The sequence below is a fragment of the Nostoc sp. NMS7 genome (assembly GCF_017115085.1).
Lineage (GTDB): Bacteria > Cyanobacteriota > Cyanobacteriia > Cyanobacteriales > Nostocaceae > Nostoc.
In genome coordinates, this window is record NZ_JABXKJ010000129.1 from 1 (window position 1) to 24,595 (window position 24,595).

Below are 24,595 nucleotides of genomic sequence, written 5' to 3' on the forward strand. Positions count from 1 at the left end.
ACTAATTTAGCGATCGCTCGTTTCAAGTCCAACATCACAAAATCGCGTTGCTCCCAAGTAAATCCTGTTGCTGACGAGTTGGTAGTGCTACAGTACACAGATTTTCCTGATTCTTGCTAACAAGTTCTGGATTTTCCGCTTGGGGAATATGAGTACAAATTCCTTGCTCATCAAATTGCCAACCGTGATAGCTACACATCAAATTCCCCGTATTCTCATCAATGCGCCCCTCACTTAGGGGAGCAAGGCGGTGGGGACATTGATCTAAAAACACCCGGAAATCTGCGGATGATTTAGGTTTCCAGATAACTAAACGCAGTCCCAAAAGTGTCACAGGTGTTGGTTGGTTGGGATCTAAGTCTTCAACTGGCGAAACTGGATACCAATGCTGAAAAAAGTTGAATTGGGGTTCCATTTTATTATGGGAGCGTTAAATTAAGCTTACTCATATTTTTCTGCTATTCCTGTTCTGAATCAATAATTCGTGGGAAAAAATAACCGCTACCTCTTGCTGTAATAATGAATTCTGGGTCGTTGGGGTCGGATTCTACCTTTGTCCGCAATCGTGAGATATGCACATCTACCACACGGGTGTCTGTATTCATCTCTGGTACAAAACCCCACAACTGCTGTAATATTTCAACCCTTGAAAAAATCTTTCCCGAATGATTCACTAACAACTCTAATAAGCTAAACTCCACACCTGTCAACCGAATGCGTTGCTCATTTTTATGGACTTGCCGCTTACTTGTATCGATTTTCAGGTCGCCTGCATGAATTATCCCAGAGTTAGGAATAGTATTGATACTGGTTTTGTGGGAGCGCCGCTTTAGTACGCAGGCAATTCGAGCTTCCAGTTCCTTGGGTGAGAAAGGTTTCGTCATGTAGTCATCAGCACCGAGTTCTAGCCCAGTGATTCGGTCTGCTACATCTCCTAAAGCTGTGAGCATGATAATTGGTACGTCTGATTGTTTCCGTAATTCTTGACAGACACCGTAGCCATCTAGCTTTGGCATCATTACATCTAGAACTATTAAATCAGGGGTCAACAAGCGAAAAGCTGACAAAGCTTCTTCGCCATCACTAGCTGTAACTACACTGTAGCCAATCATTAAGAGCCGCGTCTGTAAAATCCGGCGAATGCTAACTTCGTCATCTACTACTAAGATTGTGCCTTTTTCACCTGATAAGTTTCTCAACGCTGTTCCTTTCCAGCGAGAACTCTTAACCATCTATTATCTGCTCATTAAGAGTCAAAACCGCAAAACAATCTTGAGGTACAGTCATGAGGAAAGAAGCGATCGCTTAATACTTGCATCTGTGCAACAGATTATATTAGGGCATCTGCCCGAAAAAAAGATTTATGTCCAATTAATAAATTCTTCAGCAAGGGACTCGTATTTTCCATAAATTTGGTGTACCTTGTTAATTCCGTGCAAATTATTTATACCTAACTTCTCCCAACTTTACTGCCATCCGATTTTTGAGCCAATGCCTTCGAGAGAAAAGCCAATGAATACTTCTAATGAGATACATACCAAGAAAATCATCAAAAAATCCGACAAGCTTACCCTAAAACAGATGAAATTAATCGAAGAAGCAGAAGACCAACTTCTTCAAGCCGATACTGTCAATTCTACTGCCCCTGTGGTTTATGATAAACCAGTAGCGATTTCAGAGCCTAGAGTTCCTGACTATATTCCATTTCTTGACAATCTTCCGGTACAATCGGTGGGCAACTCTGGCTGGCAGGTTTCTGATGTCTGGCGGGATATTCGGGTGGATGATTTTTGTGGGGGAGCAACGCGATTTGGTGAGGTTGAGCAAAAAAGGTGCGATGCCTTCCGCGGGCGCAGCCATCGCTAAAAACCTATGTAACTGTACTTATAAGATTTATTACTTTAAACCAAATATTAATACCGTGTTAACTTGTAGATGGTTTTAAGATAGAAAAAAAGGTAGGATTCCCTTTGGAGTAAAGGTTTTGATATCTGACATCAAAACAAAAACAGGGAATGCTTACCATGAAAAATAATATATATTGTACTTTTGATTTAAGCAAATCAATGTCACAATTTCAAGAAAAAGTTACGAAAGTTTTAGAATTAACGAATATCCTAGAATGGAATGGACAAACTTTCAAATTACGTGAAAAAGAGATTAGGGAATCGGCATTAATTTTAGCAGGAGAATGTATTGCTTTGTTGCTTCATAACTTGTCTAAATCTCAAGAATTTTTGCACAAAACAATGCAGGAAACTCAGGGATGGTGGCACAATAAGACGCGAAAGCACGGTTGTAAAAAACGGCAAATATTAACAGTTGGGAATGTTGTAGTAACTTGAAAGCTACCGTATGTAGTTGAACGTCAGACTCAACCAAATAAAAATAAAAAATCTTTACATGAAGGATTCTGCCCATTCTTAAGATATTTAGGAATGTCCGAAGGTTTAACCCCTGGAGTTTTATCGACTGTTGCCCAATATGGTGCAATTGCTGGCTCCTTTGAGGCAGCACGGACAACATTAATTGATTGGGGCATAAATATTAGTTTAAAACGCATAGAACGGCTAACATATTACTTTGGTAAAATTGGTATAAATCTACGTGATTCAAAAACAACAAGTTTAGAGCTTGGTAGTTTACCTATGAGTAACATTCTTAAAGACCAGCGTGTTGTTATTGCTGTAGATGGTGGTCGTACACGGATTCGGATTAATATAAAAGGTAGGCGTAAGGTTAAGACTAATCGTGTAGGCTTTACAGGAGAATGGATTGAACCAAAACTATTAACAATTTATGTAGTGAATGAGCAAGGTGAAAAAATCAGGAATGGAGAGATTCCAATTACCAATGATGGAACTTATAAAGGATATCAAGGATTTTTGCAGATATTAGAGATGTACTTGGTTAATTTAGGTATTAGTCAAGCGAAACAGGTTTTATTGATTGCGGATGGAGCAGAATGGATCTGGATACATATTCCCCCTTTACTCAAAAAGTTAAAATGCCCACCTGAAACTTATCAGTTATTAGACTTTTTTCACGCTGCGTCACATTTACAAGATTTTGCTGATGCTGCTTTTAGCACAAATAATGAGCGTCAACAATGGTTTCAAAAGGCTCGAAAAAGTTTAAAAAAAGGTCAGGCACTAGATTTAATGAGAAATATGGGTGAATTTATTTTTGAGGCGAACGGAGAGCGCCTTAAAATTTTGGTACGAGAGCGAAACTATATTTTAAAAGCTTACCCACGCAGGCTTTTAAAGTATAACGAAGTCGCGTCTCGAAAATTACCTCTTGGTAGTGGTGCTGTTGAAAGTTTGATTCGTCAAGTTGTTAATTTACCTATGAAAGGTAATAGTAAGTTTTGGCTTCAAGATAACGCAGAAATTATGTTGCACCTCCGTTGTCAATGGATAGCTAAAAGTTGGGATAATTTTTCTGATTCTATCTTTAATTCGTTTATCAAACCTCAAACTGCCTGATAAATTTTATACTTCGATTCCGCATTGAATTGATTTACTGCCATAATTGATACCAAGTCTTAAAGATTTATTGCAGATATATTTGGAAATAATCGTCAAACAACTTACTAGCAATCTTTTTGAGATATCTCATCAAGATAATTTTTCGTGCAATTACGTATGTTAATTGCAAATAAAATCACCTCATGCAGAAATGTAAGTTTTAGCGATCGCTGCGCCCGCCGAAGGCATCGCTGGTTTTTGATCCGACCTCACAAAATCGCGTTGCTCCCTGTCTACTTTTTTACATAATTCATTGTTGATTGCTCCAATCTTATTAGCAGTTAGTCTGATCAATGCTCAAGGTGCATCAGCTATTCCAGCAGATATGCAGACTACCGAATTCCAGATAAAAGAAGATGTGGTTGCTCAAACAGATAATCAAGCTGTTGTGAGTGCACTTATCGGCGTTACTTCATCTGACCAGATCCAGCAGTTCAATGATGAAGCGATGGCGTCTTGAAGTTCGTAATACCAGTTATTGGCTACTTCAGCACTCAGATTGTCGCACATCCAGCGATAGGACATTTCGATTTCTTGAGGTTTGAGCTCTTAATTGTTGACAGCATGAGAATTTGGAACAAGAAGCTGAGGCTCCCTACGCTGTTGATAGCGACGTAAGGAATCACGCAATCGATTTTGACTTGTAGATGCTGTAGAATCAGGTTGAGACTGGCGTTGACGGCGTAGTAATTGCCCGACTTGAGACTGAGTTTGACTTGATGTATTAGATTGTCCACCTCTACGACGGCGAGGCGCTGCTAGGGGTTGAGTAGATGTATTAGATTCGACATTTTGTCGGCGAGGAATTAAAGTAGATTCTCTATTTCTGACGATATTTGGTGGTATAATAGATTCACGCTGCCTACTTGCAGGTTGTTGAGTCACATCCATAATTGTTGGAGAAATTAACCGTCGCTTGCGCCTGGGATTTGCCGTAGTAGAACTAGAATTATTCGCATTGCTCTGGTTTGTTTGTTGTGCTTGTGTCTGTCTTTTGCGTTCTTGAAGTTCACGGTAATGCTGTGAACCTTCTAGGGCATATTCAGTAGCAATAGACACACCTTGTCTTTTTTTAGATGTCGGTTTCAATTTCCAATCCCGCGCCTGTCTCAATGTTTCTTCATCTAAATCATGATTTCCGCTAGAGTGAGCAATATGCACATTTGTGACATTCCCTCGTTCATCAGTATCAACAGTTACCTCTACCCTACCTTCGATTCCTCGCCGTCTTGCTGACTCTGGATATCTGGGACGACAACTGTCTTCACGGCAAGCTGCGCGACCGTTCTCGGAATTGTTGTTATCGCCAGTGCCAGCACTGTTTCCTGAACCAGCGTTTACTCTTGGAGTTCTTGAAGATGTAGCTACTGTAGAACCATTTCGTCCTTCATTGCCATTGCCGATGCCTGAATGACCACTAGTGCCAGTACCATTTCTACTACCTCTACCTGAGTTGCTGTTAGTGCCAGTACCACTGCCGCGACCTAAATCTTCATTAATGCCAGTACCATTTCTACTAACATGAACAGAACCAATGCTAGAGCTACCTGTTAAGATAGAGTTAGTGCCTCCAGCAAGTGTTTTAGAATCTCTTATATCTCGCAGCAAATTTTGGAGCTTGCTACTATTGCCTCCCTCATTTTCAGATGAATGGGTTGACGAAGAATTAGTAGCAACTGAGGTAGATTGAGCCGTTGATGATTTTTTAATAGTTTCTTGGTTCGCTACTTTAATTGGTTTTACAAGTGTTAGTGATGTTTGTGGTTGTTTTACTAATTCCTGATTTGGGGTTTTTGAGATAGTTTTTTGAGGTTCTCTACGAGAAAAGTTTTTTGTTGGGATTGTTTCTATCGGAAATTGTTTTTCTGCAACTACTGGTGAATTTTTCAGCTCAGTTACTTTGGTAAGTTTTTGTACTGGAGTCATAGAAGAACTATTTTTTGGTTCCTTTAGCGTTTCTTGTTTTAAATCTATAGGTGTATTTGCTAGCTCTTTAGCAGGTGTTTCTACAATAGTCACTTCAATTGGTTCGTTTTTACTTAATGGGGCTTTTACTAATAAACTGTTAACAGCGAAAATAGCTAAAACTAGTACTCCAATATGTAATGCAAATGAGCCAATCAAACTAAAAGCAATGAAAGATTTTAGTGTCGCGGCTTCTTTTTCTCGGCTCTTTAATACAGTCTCAGAAAGGCTCATAATTTACTGTTTCCAAAATTAATTACTTGAATTAGCTCAGTGAACAGAAAAGTTTAAATAACGAACAAAGTGTATATAAGATTTAAATCATTAAATATAATAGTTCCTGAAGCTCTAGAGTAATTACTTTTGGTATTTATGAGATTGTCGTCCCAAAGGTAAACATAAAGGTGTTCCCACTACTGGGTCTGGCACAATTCGACAAGCTAATCCAAACACCTCCTGCACCATTTCTTCTGTCATGACATCTGCTGGATTTCCATAACCCATAACAGCGCCATCACGTAAAGCTACTAGGTTATGAGCATAACGACACGCCTGATTCAGGTCATGCAATACCATGACAATTGTTCTTCCCTCAAGTTGATTCAAATCCCACAGTAATTCCAGCACCTCCACTTGATGAGCTAAATCTAAGAAAGTAGTCGGCTCATCCAATAATAAAATTTGTGTATCTTGTGCTAAAGTCATGGCTATCCAAGCACGTTGCCTCTGTCCACCAGAGAGGGTATCTACGGCTCTATTAGCTAATTCGTTAAGGTCTGTAGTTGTTAATGCTTTGCGGACTTGAAGTTCATCTTCAGCAGTCCAAGATTGAAACCAACTTTTTTGATATGGATAACGACCAAGTGCAACCAAATCTCGCACAGTCAACCCTTCTGGTGCGGATGGGACTTGAGGAAGAATACTAAGTTGCTGTGCAACTGTGGTTGTTGACTGTCGAAAGATATCAACCCCATTGAGATATACATTACCAATGTGGGGTTTGAGTAATCTAGCCAAACCCAGCAGTAGAGTAGATTTCCCGCAGCCATTGGGGCCGACTAAAGCAGTAATTTGTCCTGTGGTAATCAACAGGTTCAGATCGGATATAATTGGCTTGCCGTCGTAACCGAGTCCCAGATGTTGGGTTTCAAGGACTGTGTTCTTCATAGGGCTTTCTGATCTCAAGGATAACTCTAGTTTGTCTGGGAGTGCGTAGCTGCAAAGCGGCTAATGCTAGCAGATCGCTTTGGAGTTGAACTGTAAAGCGATGGCTTTGCCAACGCCAAGGGCGAACGCATACCAAAAATTTCCCCTCAAGTTAGGAACTTCCTTTCTAAAAAGTACCCTATTGCTTTTAGGACAGGGAGCAGGGGGAGGAAAAATCATTTGATTCCAGGAATTGGATAATTTATTTTTTGGAGTTCTCAAGGGCGATCGCCCTTCAAGATAGATATTTAGATTGTACTGTGATGATATTACCAATAATCTTGGCTACTTAATACTGCATTTGGTAAAGATACTCTGACAAAAGGCTTGGGTCAACTTAACAGTACTTTGCTGAATGATTTTCATTAAAAACGGCTTCAGTACTCAATTGTAGTCGCCCAATCATGAGTTATGGCCATTAGAGAAGCAAGATTTGGGATACTCTTTCTCAGATTTGGATCAAAAATATATCTAGTATTTTACTCAACTTTGTTGGTAATATTCAAACTACGTTAAATGACGTACCTGATGCAGCAGTCCCAATTCGAGTAACACGAATCTTGGGGTGAAATTGTTATGGGGTTTTGGATAGAGGGTAATAGATTTTCCACTTCCCCTTCAGACCTTAATTCCTTAACTAAGCTTGTGGTGAGCGACAGATGAGCAAATGTGTGTGAGTATTTTTCAATGAATCCGCAAAAATTCAACTATTTTTTCTGGCAGAGTCTATTACTCACTACTTCAGTGGTGGTGTCTATAAATAAGCCTTTGCGTGTTGTCGCTGTTCCTATTCTACCAACAGAAATACCAGTTAGTAACCAGCAATTATTACCTCAAGCAACAATCACAAAGTCAGTTGCACCGATTAGAGAGATTCGGAGTCTGGATCAGATAGAACATCCGCTTACCGATGCCCAAAAGTTAGTACAGTCGCCGATACCCATTGGCCAATTAGAAATAATATCAGTGACGGGAGTGAAAGTCAATAGTATTGATAAGGGTTTGGAGGTGATTTTAGAGACGGGAGTAAAGAGCGATCGCTTGCAAGTAACTCCAAAAACTGAGGGCAAATCTTATGTTGCAGATATCCCTAACGTTCAGTTGCACTTGACTAGTGGCAATATATTTCGTCAAGAGAAACCAGCACCGGGAATTGCTGAGGTAAGTGTTACCAATATTGATGCTAACACCCTGCGGGTAACAGTGACGGGTGTAGCTCTTGCACCACCAGTAGAATTGTTTGATAGTAGTGAAGGTTTGGTGTTCGGGGTAATAAGTACTACATCCACAGCACAGCAACCAACACCGCCACAGCAAAAACTGCCATCTGGCGAAAACCAAGCACCGATTGAACTAGAAGTGACTGCTCCCCCAGATACAGGCTATAACCCTACTAATACATCTGTTGGAACTCGAACAAATACACCATTACGCGACATTCCTCAAACGATTAATGTCATTCCCCAACAGGTGATTAAAGACCAGCGTATTCTTTACATTGGAGATGCACTGAAAAATGTTGGTACATCAACAGACCGCTTTCCAGGTTCGCAAGATAGATTCGTAATTCGAGGCTTTAATTCTTCTTTTGGTAATATCTTAACCGACGGACTTAGGGGTTTCTCTTTGGGAGGGTCTGCCGCACTCAATCTTAACAATATCGAGCGGGTAGAAGTTCTGCGAGGCCCTGCTTCTGTGCTTTACGGACGAGCCGGACTCGGCGGTGTTGTGAACTTAGTTACTAAGCCACCTTTAAAAGACCCGTACTATGCTGCGGACTTCTCTGTTGGAAATTATAACTCTTACCGAGGTTCACTTGACTTTTCTGGGCCTTTGACAACAAATAAAAATGTTTCCTATCGCCTCAATGCTTCCTACCTCAACTCTGATAGCTTTATTGATTTTTACAACGAGGAACGCTATCAGTTTGCTGGGGCACTCTCGTGGGATATAGATCGTAATACAAAACTGACATTCAATTCCAGTTATGGAGATTACAATAGCAGTTTAGCGAACGAAGGGCTGCCTGCAATCGGCACTCTATATCCAAATCCCAATGGCAAAGTGCCTATTAGTCGGTATATAGGACAAGTGGGTACTACAGATATTATTACTACTCGCTTGAGCTACAAACTAGAGCATCGTTTCAATGATAACTGGTCAATCGAAAATGCTTTTGGATTACTGAATGTACATTATATTGGCAACCCTCAAGGCAGAGGAGTTCCGATCGCGCTACAGCCAGATGATGAAACTCTGACTCGACGCAGATTTGTTCAGGCTGGTGATAGTTTCCAGAATGGATATGATTTAAATACTCTAGTTACGGGACGGTTTAAGACTGGAAGCCTGGAACACCAACTTGTTGTAGGGACAGAGTATGGTTGGAGCTTTGTTAATGGGTATAATCAAAATTTCACTGCTCCCTCAATCAACATTTTCAGTCCGGTTTATGGGCAGCTAGGAAACGGTACACTTCTTAACCAATCCAAAAATGCAACTATTGCCGATAATTTGGGTGTGTATGCTCAAGATTTAATCACCCTATCTCAAAACCTCAAGCTGGTTTTGGGCGGACGTTATGATTGGACAGGGGAGACGGATTATGACAAACTTGCTTCAACCTCAACCGAGTTCTCAAGCGAAGCGTTTAGCCCTCGTGTAGGTATTGTCTATCAACCGATTAAACCAATTTCTCTGTATGCTAGCTATGCTCGCTCCTTCATTCCCCAGACTGGACTAAGCGCAACTGGGCAGGCATTTCAACCACAGCGCGGAACTCAATACGAAGTGGGTGCTAAAGCAGATTTGCTCGGTGATAAACTTTCAGTAAATTTGGCTCTATTCGACCTGACCCAATCTAATATCCTCACAAATGACCCCAATAATTCTGGATTTGCTATTCCTGTAGGTGAGGCAAACAGTAAAGGTGTTGAGTTGTTTGTTACAGGTGAAATATCCCCAGGTTGGAATGTGATTGCTTCCTATGCCTATGCCGATCCCCGCGTTACCGAAGATAACTCCATCCCCGTTGGCAAAGAACTCCCTGGAGCAGCGCAAAATATAGCCAGTTTTTGGACGACTTACATTATTCCTAAAGGAAACCTCAAAGGATTTGGCGCTGGTTTGGGTTTGTACTATGTAGGCGATCGCTTTGTTGATTCAGCTAACACTGTTAAGTTACCTAATTATGTCCGCACTGATGCTGCCCTCTTCTACCGCCAGGGAAAATTTGATGCAGCACTCAACTTCCAGAATCTGTTTGACGTAAATTACTTTGAGGGTGCTTTCGGTAGTACGCCAACAGATACCACAGTCTATTATGGATACCCATTCACGGTCAACTTTACACTAGGGTGGCACTTTTGAAAACTATCTTGCTTCTACAAAAAAGTCAGCTAATGCAGTTATATCTAATTGCAATATTGCTGCTTGTGTCGCTAGCTGCTTGCAGTTTATGGACACATCCACAAAACCCCTCAACTAAATTACCACCAGCAAATGTCCGCATCGTCAAACACGCAATGGGTACAACAGCAGTTCCCCAGTACCCACAGAGGTTTGTTTCACTCCATGCGTATGCGACCGAAGTAGCTATTGCTTTGGGAGTTCAACTCACAGGCACGACTAAAAAATTAGCCCCACAGTTGAAACTGGATGACATTATAGACATTGGCTTACCACCCAATATTGAAAAGGTTCTCGCTCTCAAACCCGACTTGTTAATTGGAAATATGGGTGCAGGAGGAACAGAACCAGAATCTTATACTTTATGGTCACATATTGCACCTACAGTTTTTTTTGACATGAGAGCGATCGCTGACTGGAAACGTCCATTTCTGGTAGTAGCAGAAGCACTGGGAAAAACAGAACAAGCAAAACAAGTTGTAGCGCAGTACAATGCACGAGTAGCACAGTTTAAAGCAAGGATGGGTGAGAAGCTCAAACAGACGCGAGTATCTGTTGTGGATCTTTACGCCGGGACAATTATTGTCAGAATTCAAAAATCATTCTCTGGTTCAATTTTAGAAGAAGTTGGTCTAGATATTCCCCAAACTCAGAAACTAAGTCCAACAATAATTGCAAAACTATCAGGAAATACTGCTTTGTATTTGATATCTCCAGAATTTCTCTCTCTAATAGATGGGGATGTTCTGTTTCTTATGACTCACAGCTTTCCGACAAAAGCTGATTTTGAACTAGCAATCCAGCAATTTATGGCACAACCTTTATGGTCAAAACTTAAGGTAGCGCAGCAAGGTAAAGTCCATGTAATTGGCCCACACTGGGGAGGCGGGAACTATTTATCAGCTAATCGAGTATTAGATGATTTGTTTAAGTACTTATTATCACAATAGTTATATTGATGTTTGACAAAAAGGGAGCAGATGATGCTGAATTTAGACGCAATTAGCAACGGAGTTATGCAAGAATATCCTTATCAATGGATATTGTTTGACAATCTTATTCCGAAATCTCAACTCATTGAGTTAAGAAACAGTTTTCCGCCAATAGAAGTTTTTCCAAAAAGGGAGAAACCTCACCACAGACCTGCAATTGTAGTTTACGATGATGCTGAAGAGTTTATTGACGAGTCCAGAAAAAAAAATTATTACCCAAGCACAAGTCTGAGTAGTATTTGGCAGTTATTAGTTGAGGAACTACATAGTAGTGCTTATCGGGAAAGCATTGCTAAATTAACCGGATTAAACCTAGAACAACAATTTATAAGTATTTTTCTAAGTCGATTAGACCCTATTGTCAATGGTTCTCATTCGGATTCAGAAGGAATTATCCTTTCACACCTGCTTTATTTCGGTCGTGAAGATTGGAAGATTGAGTGGGGAGGATGTCTTCAGATTCTGTTAAACGAACAACTTGAATCTTTATTTCAAGAAATTCCTCCCCGTAATGGAAACTCAGTGGTTTTAGTGCGTTCAGAAAACTCCTGGCACAACGTCTCTCCAGTTTCATCTCCAGAGGTATCCCAAGATAGACTTAATATCTTAGTTAGATTTTATGATAAAGCAACTGTATTAAAATGGATTGCTCACAACGATTGACAGCCGAACCTTTGAATAAATAATTAACTGAAGTAGCTTTTATGTTAAATTTAGACGCTATTCGTAATGGTGTAATTCAAGAATATCCTTATCATTGGATTTCCTTTGACAATCTCATACCCAAACCCCAGCTAATTGAGTTGTTCAACAGTTTTCCATATGAGAAATTTCCAGAAAGACCTGGAGGATTGATTTTAGATCAAGGGGCAGAAGTGGTGACAAATGCAGAAAAGTTTTACGATGCTACCAAAAACAAGTGTTATATTCCTCCTAGCCCAAACCTGAACAGTGTTTGGCAAACTCTGCTTGACGAATTGATTAACCCTGCTTATCGAGAAGCTGTTGCCAAATTGACCGGATTAAATCTGGATCGCCATCTAATCCGTATTTCTTTATCTCAATTAGATAGCACAGCAAACAAAAGTTTAGCACCTCATAAAGACTCATGGTTTGTAAATAATAGAAACTCAGGAATGGCTCTTTCTCACCTGTTTTATTTTAGTGAAGACTGGAACAGCGAGTGGGGAGGGAGTCTCCAGATTTTAGAAAATGAGCAGCGCGAATCTGTTTTTCAAGAGATTCCACCACAATTAGGTAACTCCGTTCTTTTTGTATGTGAGCATAACGCTTGGCACGTAGTCGCACCAATTTCACCTCTTGCACTCTGCAAGAGACAGCATCTTATGGTGAGATTTTACGATCAGCAGATTTATTTTAAGTATCTTAAAGGAGAATGATTTACTTCAAGTGGGATGTTTCAAGTAAATACTTAGATAGGTCATCGAGAACTCGATTAGCCGCCAATGGCCCACAACAGATCCAATAACTTCCAACTATATAGACCTTGCCTTGCTGAACAGCCTTTAACTTTGACCAAAGAGGGTGGAGTTGTAGTTGCTCTCTGGCTTTTTGGGCAGATGCCAGACCAAAGCTGGTGTCGGAAATCAGAAATAGAGCATCCCCATCGGCCTCGTTCAATAGTTCTGGAGAGAGGACATAAACGTATCCGTTCGTCAATAGATGACGACGAGAGCTAAGAGCATCTAGATTCGGTGAAAGGGGACTGGTCAGACCGATATCGTTGAAGATACCTCCAAAGAAAGAACCTTTAATGAACACAGTATACCCAGCAATCCGTAAGACAGATATATGAGTCAAACCTAATCGGTTGCCCATAGAAGCTTTAAATTCAGATATGCGCTTGTAGTATTGAGACATCCATTGCTTTGCGACCGTGGTCTGACCCAAGGCTTGAGCAACCGACAAAAACATTTCTTTCCATGTGGAATAGCTGTAGTTAATTAAGACTGTGGGTGCTATATGGGATAATAAACCATACATTTCCTGATTATCATAAAGCCCCAAAATTAGATCGGGCTTGAGAGCTAAAATCTTTTCTAAGTTGGGGGTTCGCGCCCCTATATCCTCTATCCCTGCTTGTTGCATTTGGGATAGGGGGTAGTTTATGAATTTAACAGGAGCGCCGACTGGTTTGATACCTAAAGCCAAAACAGCTTCGGTTGAAGCCCCATCTAAAACGACCACTCTTTTGGTAGAGATGGGGAGTTTTGTTTCACCTGTTTCATGTTTGACTATACGGTGGTTGGTAAGCGTTGATTCCTGGCTGGAAGTAAATTTCTGGTGATGGGTTGGTGTTTGGCTACAAGCACAGAGCAAAAGCAGCATGAGCAACCCAATAATTAACAGTGGCCAAGTATGATACACCCACAGAGTTAGAGTTCTGCTCTCAAGTAAGCGAAACTGGGTTTTCAGGTTCAAGATAGGGAAAAAACATTCCTTACTCATCAGTTTCTTGGGTTTTCAAAAAATTATTAAACCTGTTTGAGATTGGTAATCCAATTAGTATCAGTACGGACAGAACTTGGTAGTAGAAGAGTGTTTGCCAAATCACCCTGGCGATCGCCTGACGGCAAGCAGCGATTCTCACATTTTCAGAAAGTTTGACAGTTCTTCCGGAACAGATGATAGATCGCCATCAACTTGAAGTGGTATCATTGATAAGCCGTCTTCAAGCAATAATTGACGCCCATTACTTCCAAGCAAGTATTTGACAAATTCCACCGCTCCTACGTAGTTCTCAACTTTTGTTGGGATGGTCAAACTGTAAAGGATAGGCTCACCAGCAATCGTCTGTCCTTGAGCATCCTGGTAGTGAGCTTGTTGATAAAAGTCTGAATGGCTGGGATCGCCCAGATTAATTTCTGCTGGCAGACTAATATAAGGTAAATCTACATCCCTAACTTCATTTAGGTAAAAGAATCCAGCATCCAAATTGCCATCTTTTAAGTATGCAACCAAATCCGCTTCGGGAAATATCTGAGTTTGATTTATGTCCGAACCAAGAATTGTCTGTTTGATGTCAGATTGATTGTAGTAAAGTGAAGCTAGTTGCATGACCAAAATAGCATACACCCCTTTCGGGTCAAGGGTAGGATCTGTCCTGCCCAATCGCACTCCTGGCTGCTGAAGTACTTGGTACCAGGGAACAGCACCAGCAGCCTCAGCATTAAATCGATCAACGAATTGACTTACAGGGCTATAGCCGATGACCATAGAAGTAGAGGCAAAAACTAAGCTCCACTTCACTTCGTTGCCGTTAGCTGCTCCTTCAAGTCGTTCGTAAGCTTTAGTCGAAGCACTAATAAAGACATCTGGCTGAATAATCTTATCCCTAATCGCATTAGCCAGTACAGTTGAACCTGCTGCTTTGCCTTGGTATTTATACCCAGTTGCTCTTTCAAAGTCTGGAGCTAGCTTATTTTCTATCAAATTGACTAGTGAGCCTGCATAGGCAACACTGACCCTTTCGCTTGTATTAAAACTGTCTGAAGTCATAGAAATCCTGTTAGTTGATGGTAGATGTTTATGCAGCTACTTCAAAAATGTCGGTATTGTCTCTTACTGGCTTAAAATTTCTAAACATCAGCTTTGAACCTCTGTCTTTTTGTAGCAGCATTTGCCTGATTTAACATGAATTGACGGGAGCAAAGCGGCTGATCCTGGCAACTTGCTTTCGAGTTAAACTTTTGAGTTCTCACATCCAAAGACTTTCCTTAAAGTAAGCGATCGCCTTTCTTGATAGATATATAGGTCATCTGTGATGATATTACCAATAATATTGGCTACATAGTGTTGCATTTGATAAAGATACTCTGACAAAAGACTTGGGTCAATCAAACAGTACTTTTGAGACGATTTTAATTAAAAGCGGCTTCAATACTCAATTTCCGTCGCCCCAGGAGCAGTTTTTCTCTGGGTAGCAGCAAGATTCCTTGAGATTTAGAGCAAAAATATATTTGGTATTTTACTCAACTTTGTTGGTAATATTCAGATTACGTTCAATAACGTACAGTAGTCCGACAATCCCAATTCCCGGAGCATGAATTGGGGTGAGATTGTTATGGGGTTTTGGATAAAGGGTGATAGGTTTTCTACTTACCTTTATATCTTAACTTAAGCGTGTGGTGAGTGACTCCTAAGCAAGTGTGTGAGGAAAGTTCAATGAAGCGGCAGAGATTAAACTATTTTTTCTGGCAGGGTCTATTGCTGACTACTTCAATAGTGTTTATAAATAAGCCTGTGCGTGTTGTTGCTCTCCTGATTATAGCATCAAAAATATTAGCTAGTAACCAGCAAATATTAGCTCAACTAACAATCACAAAGTCAGTTGCACCAATTAAAGATATTAGGCATCTCAACCAAGTAGACCATCCACTCACTAATACCCAAAAGTTAGTCCAGTCACCAATATTTTCTATTTACTACCTGGGAATTTTATTAACTAATTGAGTTGGAAATTAAAAATTTAGTAAGTTAACTTTATTATGACACTAATACTTTCATTAGCAGATTACGCTAAACAACTTTATCAAGCAGAGCCGATTCAACAGAATAACTGCACTGATGACTTTGATATCACCCGTCGGCATCCATTTGGGTCAGGATATCGTCGAGAAATTTGGCTACGAGATTGTATATCCTTAGAAATCTACAACTATCAGTTAAAAAAATCAATAGCTGTAGAATATATAGACAGACAACATTGGATAGAATTTCAATTTTTTATTTTAATAGATTCGCCATCTAAAAATATTAACTTTAGCACTGGAGAATACTTCTTGAGTGGTAGTGGTATGGCTCCAGAGCATATTTATTCACCAGAGAAGTTCTTGCAAGAAGTAGAAATATCTGTTCATATCAAACCAGAAGCGTTTCGAGCATTTGCAGGAGATACATCTGGTGAACTTCCAAAGGAATTACAACATCTCATCAGACGTTCGGATCGATTGACTTATGAACGCTATGGAATTCAAACTTTTGCAATGCAGTTAGCAGTGCAGCAAATTCTCCAATGTCCTTACCAAGGTATTACTAAGCGAATGTATCTTGAAACCAAGGTGTGGGAGTTAATGACATTACTGATTGAACAAGAAATTCAAATCAATCAAGGTGAGGTTAATAATAACGTGGTGAAGCCATCAGATGTTGAACGCATTTATTATGCTAGAGAAATTTTATTAAAACATCTAGATAATCCACCTTCTCTTATACAATTAGCACGACAGGTAGGGTTAAATGATCGCAAACTCAAACAAGGGTTCCGACAGGTTTTTGGCACTACAGTGTTTGGCTACCTGCACGATTATCGCATGGAACAAGCCCACAAGTTACTAATCGAGAGAAACATGAATGTAACACAAGTAGCGAGGAAAGTAGGCTATGCTAGCCTTAGCTCTTTTAATCATGCATTTCGGAAGAAATTTGCAGTTAATCCTAAATCTTTTCACAGTTAATAAGTCCGTTTGGAACAAAAAAAAGTCCGGCTCGAACAAGACATCAACGTTAAAAAATTATATCCTTTTGGGATAATAGGGCAGTTATAACTTTGTATCTTTACCAACTTAATTAGTAAAGATGTTTGCAGCAATCAGTTGCAGTTAAGATTAATATTTTTAACAAAGTGGGTGTGTTAGGTGTGGGTATGAATTTACAGATAATATCTATCTTTTTCTGGCAAAGTCTATTGCTGACAAGTTCGCTATTTGCGTTTACTGTTCCTGTTCTGGGTGAGGAAATATTAAATAGAGAAATTTCCCTGGTTAACCAGATTAAACGTTCCAGTTCCAGCGCTCAAATGCTTGTGCAATCACCACCTACTCCTAAAACAGAAGTCACACCAATAACGGCAGTGAAGCTCAATAGTACAAGTAAGGGTTTGGAGGTGATTTTAGAGACAGGTGTCAAGAGCGGTCGCCTGCAAGTAATTCTCAAAACTGAGGGTAACTCTTATATTGCAGACATCCCTAACGCTCAGTTGCGTTTGAGTAGTGGCGCTCGCTTTCGTCAATCGAAGCCAGCAGTAGGAATTGTTGAGGTGACTGTTATTAACATTAATGTTAATACCATACAGGTGACAGTGACGGGTGAGGTGGGTGTACCAGCAGTGGAGTTGTTTGACAGTCCTGAAGGATTAGTGATTGGGGTGACAAGTACCACATCCACAGCACAGCAACCAGCACCGCCACAGCAAAAACTGCCAACTAGTGAAAATCAAGCAACGATTGAACTAGAGGTGACAGCACCGCCTGAAACAGGCTATAAAGTCAATAATACAACTACAGCAACAAAGACACCAACAGGCCTACTTGAGATTCCTCAATCAATTCAGGTGTTCCCTCGCCAGCTAATCGATGATTTGGGCGCGCAAAACCAGGGAGAGGTACTGTCAACAGCAGGCATTATTACAACTGGATTTCCATCGACCCTATTTGATTCTTTTTCCATCCGAGGCTTTGGTAGTACTTTATTTCGTAACGGTTTGAAAGATTTATCAGGAATAAATACTGTTGACACTGCTAATACAGAGCGAATTGAACTCCTACGCGGCCCTGCTTCGGTGTTATACGGACAAGTATCCCCAGGTGGTGTTATCAACCGTGTTACCAAACAGCCACTATCAGAACCGTATTACTTTGGTCAGATACGTGTTGGAACTGAGGAAACTGTTGAACCCTCAATTGACATCTCTGGTCCGTTAAATCAAGATCGGACTTTGTTGTATCGCTTGAATGCCAACTACGAGAGTGCAAACAGCTTTGTAGATTTCGTAAACCGACAGCGTTATTTTGTAGCACCAGCCTTGACTTGGCTAATTGGTAAAAACACCAACTTAACACTAGAAGGTGAATATCAGGATGTTGAGTATCCAAATGGCGATCCAGAGGCGGGGTTAATAGCTAATGGTACTGTTTTTTCAAATCCCAACGGCAAGATTCCACGCAGTCGTAATTTAGCCGAGCCTTCAGATAGTAACCGTTTTCAAGAGAGTCGAATTGCCTACCATCTTGAGCATCGCTTCAATGATAATTGGGTTTTACGTAATGGTTTCCAATATGGAAACAAAAATACTAACCCTGCGCGGGGTTTGGCTACATTCTCAGATAGTCTAGAAGCTGATAATCGCACGCTAGACCGCATCGCTTCCGATTACAGTGAAATAGATAACGAATACTTCACAGATACCAATTTGACGGGTCAATTTCAAACTGGTAGCATCGAGCATAAACTATTAATTGGTTTTGATTTGTTTTGGTTAGATACTAAATCTAAGGAAAATATTTATACACGCAGTCCAATCGATCTGTTCAATCCGGTGTATGGCACGCCTGTAGGCTCGGTTACGGGTAGTAGTGATAACTCTAGTACCAATAATGCTCAAGGGATTTATCTTCAAGACCAAATCTCACTAATTGACAACCTCAAGTTCCTTTTAGGAGGACGCTTCGACTGGCTAAATAGAAGCTCTTTCAACAACTTGAATGGACGGAGTACTAGTCAAGATAATAATGCTTTTAGTCCACGCTTAGGCATAGTTTATCAACCGATTAAATCCCTAAGCTTCTACGCCAGCTACAGCCAATCTTTTCAGCAGGTCATCGGTACTGATGCGCGGGGGAATTCTTTTCAACCGAGCCGTGGTACTCAGTATGAGGTCGGAGTAAAAACAGACTTACTCAATAATAAATTATCTAGCACTTTAGCTTTCTATGACTTGACTCAGACTAACCTCACAACAGTCGATCCGAATAATTCTCGCTTTAGAATCCAAACTGGGGAACAAAGAAGTCGAGGGATTGAACTTTATACTACTGGAGAAATCACACCGGGTTGGAACATCATTTTCTCCTACAACTACATCGATCCGCGCGTTACTAAAGACAACAGCATCAGAGTGGGGAATTTTCTTAACGTTCCTCAAAACACTGCTTCTTTGTGGACGACATACATTGTTCCCACCGGTTCTTGGAAAGGATTTGGTGGTGGATTGGGTCTTTCTTATGTGGATTCGCGCTATGGAGATTTAGCAAACACCTTTACATTGCCCTCTTACTTCCGCACTGATGCAGTTCTTTACTACCGCCGCAACAACTTGCGAGTACAACTCAATCTCCAGAATTTGTTTGACACTCTTTACTATGTCGGGGCTAACGGTCAAACACAAATTTTTCCGGGTGCGCCCTTTGAGGCATATTTGAGCGTGGGCTATGAATTTTAAGCTGTATGTAGTACGGGAGCAACTGCTATTAGTTAGACTGCTGATGTTAGGAGTGGCATTAGGTTGGAGCTATGAGTAATAACAGGTTTATAGTCTAATACCATGCCCCTCCACTGCAATAAATATTGATAGTTCATTTACTGCAACTGTGACATTGGAATGGAAATTTTGATTGAGCATTGAATATTGACAATTATCAATTATATAGTTAGCGACTACTACCAATAGTTATGCTTATCCGCACTCTTTCTGTTTTTTGCCTTTTGTCATTGTGTGCTTGCAGTTTATTTTCATATTCATATAGCCCGTTACCTAAATCACCATCTCAAGCAGATGTTCACATAGTCAAACATACAATGGGTGAAACAGCTGTTCCCCTACACCCCCAAAAGATTATTTCTCTAGATCCCCAATCTACGGAAGTAGCTATTAGCTTGGGAGTAAAACTGTTCGGCTATCCTCAAAAAGAAATACCAGCATCATGGCGGCGTTCTGATGCTGTAGACATTGGCTTACCACCTAAGTTCGAGAAGGTTCTTTCTGTGAAGCCCGATTTGATCATAAGCATTGATTTCGGTTTCCTAGAGACTTACAATTTCTGGTCGCATATTGCGCCTACTGTTGTATACCAAGTTACCAAAGATGTAGCAGACTGGAAAAGATTATTTATGCAACTAGCAGAAGCATTAGGTCAAACACAAAAAGCAAAACAAATAGCAGCGCTCTACAATGCACGAATAGCCCAATTCAAAGCAAGCATGGGCGAAAAACTCAAACACACTCAGGTATCCGTTGTACATATTTTTCCAGGTAGGATAATTATCCGCACTGAAAACTCGTTTTCTGGTTTAATCTTACAGGAGCTTGGTTTAGACCGTCCACTCTCCCAAAAACCGAGTGCTGTACCAGATTTTACTAAGATATTTGGTAATACTAGTTGGTACTTTATATCCCCTGAACTTTTGAGTTTGATAGATGCAGATGTTTTATTTGTTGTAACTTCTAACTTTTCTCAACCCGACGATGCAAAGCTGGCAATTCAACAGTTGACAGCACAACCTTTATGGTCAAAACTTAATGTAGTCAAGCAAGGTAAAGTTCATGTAGTGGGGCAATATTGGCTGATTGGTCATTATTTATCTGCGAATCTTGTGCTAGATGATGTGTTTAAGTATTTAGTGGAGAACAATTGATTAAGTTTTTGTTAATTTAAACAAATTAGCATTGACTACAGTACAGTTATTGTGTGGTAGTTTGTTTAATTGATTTTGTTAAATATTGGACTAAATCATCTATGATTCGGTTTGCGGAGATTGGACCCATACCACGCCAGTAAGAGCCAACTTCGTAGACCTTTGAGCGCTGTACAACCTTTAACTTATGCCATAGTGGAGATGCCAGCAAATGCTGTTGTATTAAGTTAAGATTTGGACTTGCTGCTGGCCAATCTTTAACTAGAAATAGAATATCTCCATCAACTTCATGCAAAAGTTCCTCAGATATGGGAAGAAAAGCATAGCGTCCTCCTAAGCGCAAGCGGATGCTCGTTTCAAAACTGAGTAACTGATTTGGCGGACGTTGAATACCAGCATCGCGGAAAACTTCTCCTTCAAAACTTGCAGCTTCAGGTAGGAAAAGCCCATCACTACGCAATTCGGTTACTGATACGACTGTAGTTAATCGACGCTGACTCATAGAAGCTCTTAACTGTGCTAAACGTCTATAATAGTTTGTCATTAACTGCTGCGCTAAATCAGTTTTTCCCAAGGCTTCAGCAGTAAAATCTAAGAACCCTTTCCACGGTGCATTTGGGTCAAAAGTACCTAAAACTGTAGGCGCAATGTGAGACAATAGACTGTAGATGTCTTGATGGGAACTTAAGCCTAAAATTAAGTCTGGCTTGATTCGCAAAAGTTTCTCCAGATTAGGTGATTCAAAACCAATATCTTCAATACCTTTAAGCTTGCCCACTAATTGCTGCAAGTTATCTACAGCATCTTTTGGGGCAGCAATGGGCTTGACTCCTAAAGCAAAAGTAGGTTCTACTAAAGCGGGAACCAAAACTGCAACCCGTTGTGGATGGGCAGGAACCATAGTTTCACCCATGACATGTTTAACTACACGCACATCCATTTGGTCGAGTGATTTAGTTAATAGATAACCTTTGTTATTTGGGAATGTCCATAAGTTACAACCATACAACAATAAAAGTAGCAACAATGTTATTATAAATAACCGCTTCCGCATGATAGTTACTTTTATAATTGCCACTTTAAAGTCGCCTCTACCTCGAAAGGTTCACCTCGAAAAACGCGATTAATATTGTAAGCGCCTTCATAATAAAGAACGTCAAACAAATTTCGGAAATTTAGTGCTGCTTGGAAGTGGTTGTGGCGGTAGTATAGAGCAGCATCGGTGCGAACATAACTCGGTAAAGTGTATGTGTTAGTTAAATCACCTTCTCTGTCCCCAAAATAGAACACACCCAAGCCGCCTCCGACCCCTTGCAATTCACCTTTAGGAATAATATAAGTTGTCCATAAAGAAGCGCTGTTTTCTGGAGTATTAGCAAGTAAACTTCCGACTTTAAAAGTGTTGTCACGAGTTACACGACCATCAGTATAGTTGTAAGCAGCAATAATATTCCATCCTGGGGCAAGTTCGCCGGTGAAAAATAGCTCAATACCTCTACTTCTCTGCTCACCAACTTGGATAGCAAAGGTGGGATCGTTGGGGTCTGTCGTTGTAATATTACTCTGGGTGAGTTGGTACAAAGCGAGTGTAGCTGAGAGCTTATTATTGAGTAAGTCGGTTTTAACTCCAACTTCATACTGAGTGCCACGGGTAGGTTCAAAGGCTTTGCCGTTGGTACTTATACCCACAACTTGATCGAAAGAGCGACTGTAGCTAGCGTAGAGTGAAACTGGTGGAATCGGTTGATAGACAATGCCCAAGCGTGGGCTAAATGCGGAGTTGGATTGCTCACTAACACTTGTGGGGTTGTTCAAGGTTGTGGCGATCGTCTTTTCATCCACAAAGTCCCCGCGTCCACCCAACACCAACTTTAGGTTATGTGTGAGAGCTAATTGGTCTTGAAAATAAACTCCTAATTGATCGAGTCTCTCCTTATTTTTGCGACTGGCGAAAATATCTCCTGGTATCTCTCCATAAACTGGATTGTAAATATCAAGCGCCGGAAAAGTTCGTAATACCCACTTGTAGGGTGAAACTATCCGTTGATACCAATCAACACCGATGAGCAATTGGTGTTCTATAGAACCAGTGTTGAACTTACCCACCACATGAGTATCTTGAGAAAGGTTGCTGACGCTAGTGGCACCCCAAATCTGCTCAAAGCGATTGACAGTACGATTGTCTGCCTGTAAACTCGTTGGTGTGACATCGTTAGTATAAGGTCGCTCTACAAAGGCATAGCTCAAGCTGTTGTACAAAGACCACTTATCACTAAAACTATGCTCAAAGTTGTATCCAACTCGACCTTCTGTCACCTTCTCTCTGTCTTGCGTCGGATCTCCTAGATAAATGTTAGGAGAAATCTTGCCATTTGGATTTGGTAATACTGTTCCAATTGCGGGTAAACCTACAGGAGATAATTCCAATTGTCGTGAACTGAGATACTCCCCGGATACAGTCAACTTTGTGTCACGATTCGGTTGCCAACTAATAACGGGTGCAAAAAAAGTCCGCTCTGCGTATACATGATTAATATAGCTGCCGGAATTTTCGTAATCAGCATTGAAGCGATACAACAGCTTTTTATCAGTCGTCACAGAACCTGTGAAGTCTATGGAAGATTTATATAAGCTATAACTACCGACATTACCCTCTATTGAGTAGTAGGGTGTACTCAAGGGCTGTTTAGTCACTAAATTATACACACCTCCGGGCGAGCCATTCCCGTAAAGCACTGAAGCTGGTCCTTTAAGCACTTCTATCCGTTCTATGTTGGCAAGGTCATTTTGAAATGGAGTGCCAATAAAACTAGTGAGGTTATCTCTCAAACCATCTCTGAGACTATTTGAAGCCTCAACATCGAAACCGCGAATAATCACACTCTCGCCTAGGCGACTTGGTTCCGAGTTCTGACCTATCCCAAAATTTTTCAGGACATCGCCAACACGCTTATCTGCTTGGTCGTCAATCACTGCTCTTGGGACAACTTGAACCGTTTGGGGAATATCTCGGTTCAGCGTAAAAGTTCTCGTTCCTGTAGTAGAATCAGGCACGCGATAATCCGTGTCTGGTGGAGCAGTCACTTCTAATTCTATGTCTGGTTGGTTCTCTGGCTTTGTCTGCTGTGACGGTGTTGGTTGTTGTGCAGTTGTTGCAGTAGGAGTTACTCCAAATACCAACCCCTCAGTCTGACTATCAAACAATTCCACTACTGGTACTGCTGTTTCTCCAGTCACTGTTAACCGCAGTGTATTGCCATCCACAGGTGCAACTATTACATTGGCAATACCTACTGCTGGTTTCTCTTGTCGGAAACTCTTCCCACTACTCAATTGCAACTGGGCATTCTTGATCTCTGCAACGTAGGAATTACCTTCAGTTTTTCCAGAAACGGACAATTTCTCAGAACTGAGCGTGACTAAAATTACCTCTATTCCTTTATTTGTGGTATTTACTTTCACATCTGTTACCGACACCACAGGGGTTGTGGCTTGGCTAAGTTCGCGGACAGAGTTTTGCTGACGGGGTGTCCTTAATGAGTTTTGATTCCTGGGTGTCCTTAATAAGTATATAGCGCTGGTAAGAGCAGATTGTACATCGCTCAGGTTCAAAATCTCATGACTGAGTTCAACTTGATTAGCTGCTGTCTGTTGGAGTGACGGTTGCTTAGAGGTTGCATTTGCTGTCTCCTGGCTTAGAACAGGATTAGTATACGTTACTATTGAGGCAGTTAATAAAAGACACTGCCAAAACAAGATAGAAAGTTTTTCCAAAGCCACTATCACCCCTCACAATTTGCTATTTGCTTTTGAGTCAGCACACCACAAAACATGCAAAGATATGGCGATCGCCTCAGCAATGAGCCTTTATCTTTTAGCAACAAGAATCCTAATACAATACCAACTATTGATCCTAACTACCAACATTTTTGGTGATAAAACCTTGACAAATTAGAAATAAATGCGATCGCTACTGATGTGATCTGTAACAGCATCTTAACCAACTATTTTGGTAAATATTTATGAAGTGGTATTATCTTTTACGATTTTCATTTAAGCTAA

Annotated in this window: 18 protein-coding genes and 2 pseudogenes; 11 read left to right on the forward strand and 9 right to left on the reverse strand. The window is 40.6% G+C overall.

Translation table 11 applies throughout. The features are described from left to right. Nucleotides 1-55 precede the first annotated feature (55 nt). A pseudogene (locus tag HWQ38_RS13315) lies at nucleotides 56-415 on the reverse strand (Rieske 2Fe-2S domain-containing protein); the annotation flags it as partial. A 43-nt stretch (nucleotides 416-458) separates the two neighbouring features. Beyond that, a complete protein-coding gene (rpaB, locus tag HWQ38_RS13320) occupies nucleotides 459-1,232 on the reverse strand; it encodes a response regulator transcription factor RpaB (RefSeq protein WP_292794153.1) in 774 nt (257 codons plus the stop codon). 280 nt (nucleotides 1,233-1,512) lie between these two features. Between rpaB and HWQ38_RS13325 the strand changes: the two genes are divergently transcribed. From HWQ38_RS13325 to HWQ38_RS13335, 3 genes and pseudogenes are all read left to right on the forward strand, one after another. Beyond that, nucleotides 1,513-1,866, forward strand: coding sequence for a hypothetical protein (locus tag HWQ38_RS13325; RefSeq protein WP_366933282.1), 354 nt, complete (start codon nucleotides 1,513-1,515; stop codon nucleotides 1,864-1,866). Between the two features lie 158 nt (nucleotides 1,867-2,024). After that, a pseudogene (locus tag HWQ38_RS13330) lies at nucleotides 2,025-3,488 on the forward strand (ISLre2 family transposase). A 295-nt stretch (nucleotides 3,489-3,783) separates the two neighbouring features. After that, nucleotides 3,784-3,990: a hypothetical protein gene (locus HWQ38_RS13335; protein ID WP_292794156.1), complete on the forward strand. Its 207-nt coding sequence runs from the start codon at nucleotides 3,784-3,786 to the stop codon at nucleotides 3,988-3,990. A gap of 89 nt (nucleotides 3,991-4,079) precedes the next feature. On the opposite strand, the gene HWQ38_RS13340 is transcribed toward HWQ38_RS13335, so the two are convergent. From HWQ38_RS13340 to HWQ38_RS13350, 3 genes are all read right to left on the reverse strand, one after another. After that, entirely contained in the window at nucleotides 4,080-5,729 is a 1,650-nt protein-coding gene (locus HWQ38_RS13340; RefSeq protein WP_292794159.1) for a TonB family protein, read from the reverse strand. Nucleotides 5,730-5,852: 123 nt separating this feature from the next. Next, nucleotides 5,853-6,662, reverse strand: a complete 810-nt coding sequence (locus HWQ38_RS13345; RefSeq protein ID WP_292794162.1) for an ABC transporter ATP-binding protein — start codon at nucleotides 6,660-6,662, stop codon at nucleotides 5,853-5,855. Then, nucleotides 6,643-6,798, reverse strand: a complete 156-nt coding sequence (locus HWQ38_RS13350; RefSeq protein WP_292794165.1) for a hypothetical protein — start codon at nucleotides 6,796-6,798, stop codon at nucleotides 6,643-6,645. The genes HWQ38_RS13345 and HWQ38_RS13350 overlap by 20 nt, the downstream gene beginning before the upstream one ends. Nucleotides 6,799-7,388: 590 nt before the next feature. Between HWQ38_RS13350 and HWQ38_RS13355 the strand changes: the two genes are divergently transcribed. The 4 genes from HWQ38_RS13355 to HWQ38_RS13370 are packed head-to-tail and all read left to right on the forward strand — an operon-like array spanning nucleotide 7,389 to nucleotide 12,501. Further along, entirely contained in the window at nucleotides 7,389-10,070 is a 2,682-nt protein-coding gene (locus tag HWQ38_RS13355) for a TonB-dependent siderophore receptor (RefSeq protein ID WP_292794168.1), read from the forward strand. 32 nt (nucleotides 10,071-10,102) lie between these two features. After that, nucleotides 10,103-11,059, forward strand: a complete 957-nt coding sequence (locus tag HWQ38_RS13360; protein WP_292794170.1) for an iron-siderophore ABC transporter substrate-binding protein — start codon at nucleotides 10,103-10,105, stop codon at nucleotides 11,057-11,059. Between the two features lie 33 nt (nucleotides 11,060-11,092). After that, the gene (locus HWQ38_RS13365; protein ID WP_292794173.1) at nucleotides 11,093-11,764 is read left to right on the forward strand and encodes a 2OG-Fe(II) oxygenase; all 672 of its coding nucleotides are present in this window, start codon (nucleotides 11,093-11,095) and stop codon (nucleotides 11,762-11,764) included. 41 nt (nucleotides 11,765-11,805) lie between these two features. After that, a complete protein-coding gene (locus tag HWQ38_RS13370; RefSeq protein WP_292794176.1) occupies nucleotides 11,806-12,501 on the forward strand; it encodes a 2OG-Fe(II) oxygenase in 696 nt (231 codons plus the stop codon). 1 nt (nucleotide 12,502) lies between these two features. Here the strand turns inward: HWQ38_RS13370 and HWQ38_RS13375 are convergent, their stop codons facing one another. Both HWQ38_RS13375 and HWQ38_RS13380 read right to left on the reverse strand, forming a co-directional pair. After that, nucleotides 12,503-13,570: an iron-siderophore ABC transporter substrate-binding protein gene (locus tag HWQ38_RS13375; protein ID WP_292794178.1), complete on the reverse strand. Its 1,068-nt coding sequence runs from the start codon at nucleotides 13,568-13,570 to the stop codon at nucleotides 12,503-12,505. A gap of 138 nt (nucleotides 13,571-13,708) precedes the next feature. Beyond that, nucleotides 13,709-14,620, reverse strand: coding sequence for an extracellular solute-binding protein (locus tag HWQ38_RS13380; RefSeq protein WP_292794180.1), 912 nt, complete (start codon nucleotides 14,618-14,620; stop codon nucleotides 13,709-13,711). Between the two features lie 666 nt (nucleotides 14,621-15,286). On the opposite strand from HWQ38_RS13380, the gene HWQ38_RS13385 reads away from it, so the two are divergent. From HWQ38_RS13385 to HWQ38_RS13400, 4 genes are all read left to right on the forward strand, one after another. After that, a complete protein-coding gene (locus tag HWQ38_RS13385) occupies nucleotides 15,287-15,574 on the forward strand; it encodes a hypothetical protein (protein WP_292794182.1) in 288 nt (95 codons plus the stop codon). Between the two features lie 35 nt (nucleotides 15,575-15,609). After that, on the forward strand, nucleotides 15,610-16,578 hold the full coding sequence (locus tag HWQ38_RS13390; RefSeq protein ID WP_292794185.1) for an AraC family transcriptional regulator: 969 nt from the start codon (nucleotides 15,610-15,612) through the stop codon (nucleotides 16,576-16,578). 125 nt (nucleotides 16,579-16,703) lie between these two features. Then, complete coding sequence (locus HWQ38_RS13395; protein ID WP_292794188.1) at nucleotides 16,704-19,340, forward strand: TonB-dependent siderophore receptor; 2,637 nt, start codon at nucleotides 16,704-16,706, stop codon at nucleotides 19,338-19,340. A 356-nt stretch (nucleotides 19,341-19,696) separates the two neighbouring features. Continuing rightward, the gene (locus tag HWQ38_RS13400) at nucleotides 19,697-20,533 is read left to right on the forward strand and encodes an iron-siderophore ABC transporter substrate-binding protein (protein WP_292794191.1); all 837 of its coding nucleotides are present in this window, start codon (nucleotides 19,697-19,699) and stop codon (nucleotides 20,531-20,533) included. Nucleotides 20,534-20,579: 46 nt separating this feature from the next. Here HWQ38_RS13400 and HWQ38_RS13405 read toward each other — a convergent pair whose 3' ends face one another. Next, complete coding sequence (locus tag HWQ38_RS13405; RefSeq protein WP_292794194.1) at nucleotides 20,580-21,611, reverse strand: iron-siderophore ABC transporter substrate-binding protein; 1,032 nt, start codon at nucleotides 21,609-21,611, stop codon at nucleotides 20,580-20,582. After that, on the reverse strand, nucleotides 21,599-24,313 hold the full coding sequence (locus HWQ38_RS13410) for a TonB-dependent siderophore receptor (protein ID WP_292794196.1): 2,715 nt from the start codon (nucleotides 24,311-24,313) through the stop codon (nucleotides 21,599-21,601). Before HWQ38_RS13410 ends, HWQ38_RS13405 begins: the two co-directional genes overlap by 13 nt. Between the last annotated feature and the right edge of the window lie 282 nt (nucleotides 24,314-24,595).

What these genes read in the sequence shown, in the direction of transcription:
- rpaB (WP_292794153.1), bottom strand. Translation starts at nt 1,232, where the DNA reads ATGGTTAAGAGTTCTCGCTGGAAAGGAACAGCGTTGAGAAACTTATCA.
- HWQ38_RS13325 (WP_366933282.1), top strand. Translation starts at nt 1,513, where the DNA reads ATGAATACTTCTAATGAGATACATACCAAGAAAATCATCAAAAAATCC.
- HWQ38_RS13340 (WP_292794159.1), bottom strand. Translation starts at nt 5,729, where the DNA reads ATGAGCCTTTCTGAGACTGTATTAAAGAGCCGAGAAAAAGAAGCCGCG.
- HWQ38_RS13345 (WP_292794162.1), bottom strand. Translation starts at nt 6,662, where the DNA reads ATGAAGAACACAGTCCTTGAAACCCAACATCTGGGACTCGGTTACGAC.
- HWQ38_RS13355 (WP_292794168.1), top strand. Translation starts at nt 7,389, where the DNA reads ATGAATCCGCAAAAATTCAACTATTTTTTCTGGCAGAGTCTATTACTC.
- HWQ38_RS13360 (WP_292794170.1), top strand. Translation starts at nt 10,103, where the DNA reads ATGCAGTTATATCTAATTGCAATATTGCTGCTTGTGTCGCTAGCTGCT.
- HWQ38_RS13365 (WP_292794173.1), top strand. Translation starts at nt 11,093, where the DNA reads ATGCTGAATTTAGACGCAATTAGCAACGGAGTTATGCAAGAATATCCT.
- HWQ38_RS13370 (WP_292794176.1), top strand. Translation starts at nt 11,806, where the DNA reads ATGTTAAATTTAGACGCTATTCGTAATGGTGTAATTCAAGAATATCCT.
- HWQ38_RS13375 (WP_292794178.1), bottom strand. Translation starts at nt 13,570, where the DNA reads ATGAGTAAGGAATGTTTTTTCCCTATCTTGAACCTGAAAACCCAGTTT.
- HWQ38_RS13380 (WP_292794180.1), bottom strand. Translation starts at nt 14,620, where the DNA reads ATGACTTCAGACAGTTTTAATACAAGCGAAAGGGTCAGTGTTGCCTAT.
- HWQ38_RS13385 (WP_292794182.1), top strand. Translation starts at nt 15,287, where the DNA reads ATGAAGCGGCAGAGATTAAACTATTTTTTCTGGCAGGGTCTATTGCTG.
- HWQ38_RS13390 (WP_292794185.1), top strand. Translation starts at nt 15,610, where the DNA reads ATGACACTAATACTTTCATTAGCAGATTACGCTAAACAACTTTATCAA.
- HWQ38_RS13400 (WP_292794191.1), top strand. Translation starts at nt 19,697, where the DNA reads ATGGGTGAAACAGCTGTTCCCCTACACCCCCAAAAGATTATTTCTCTA.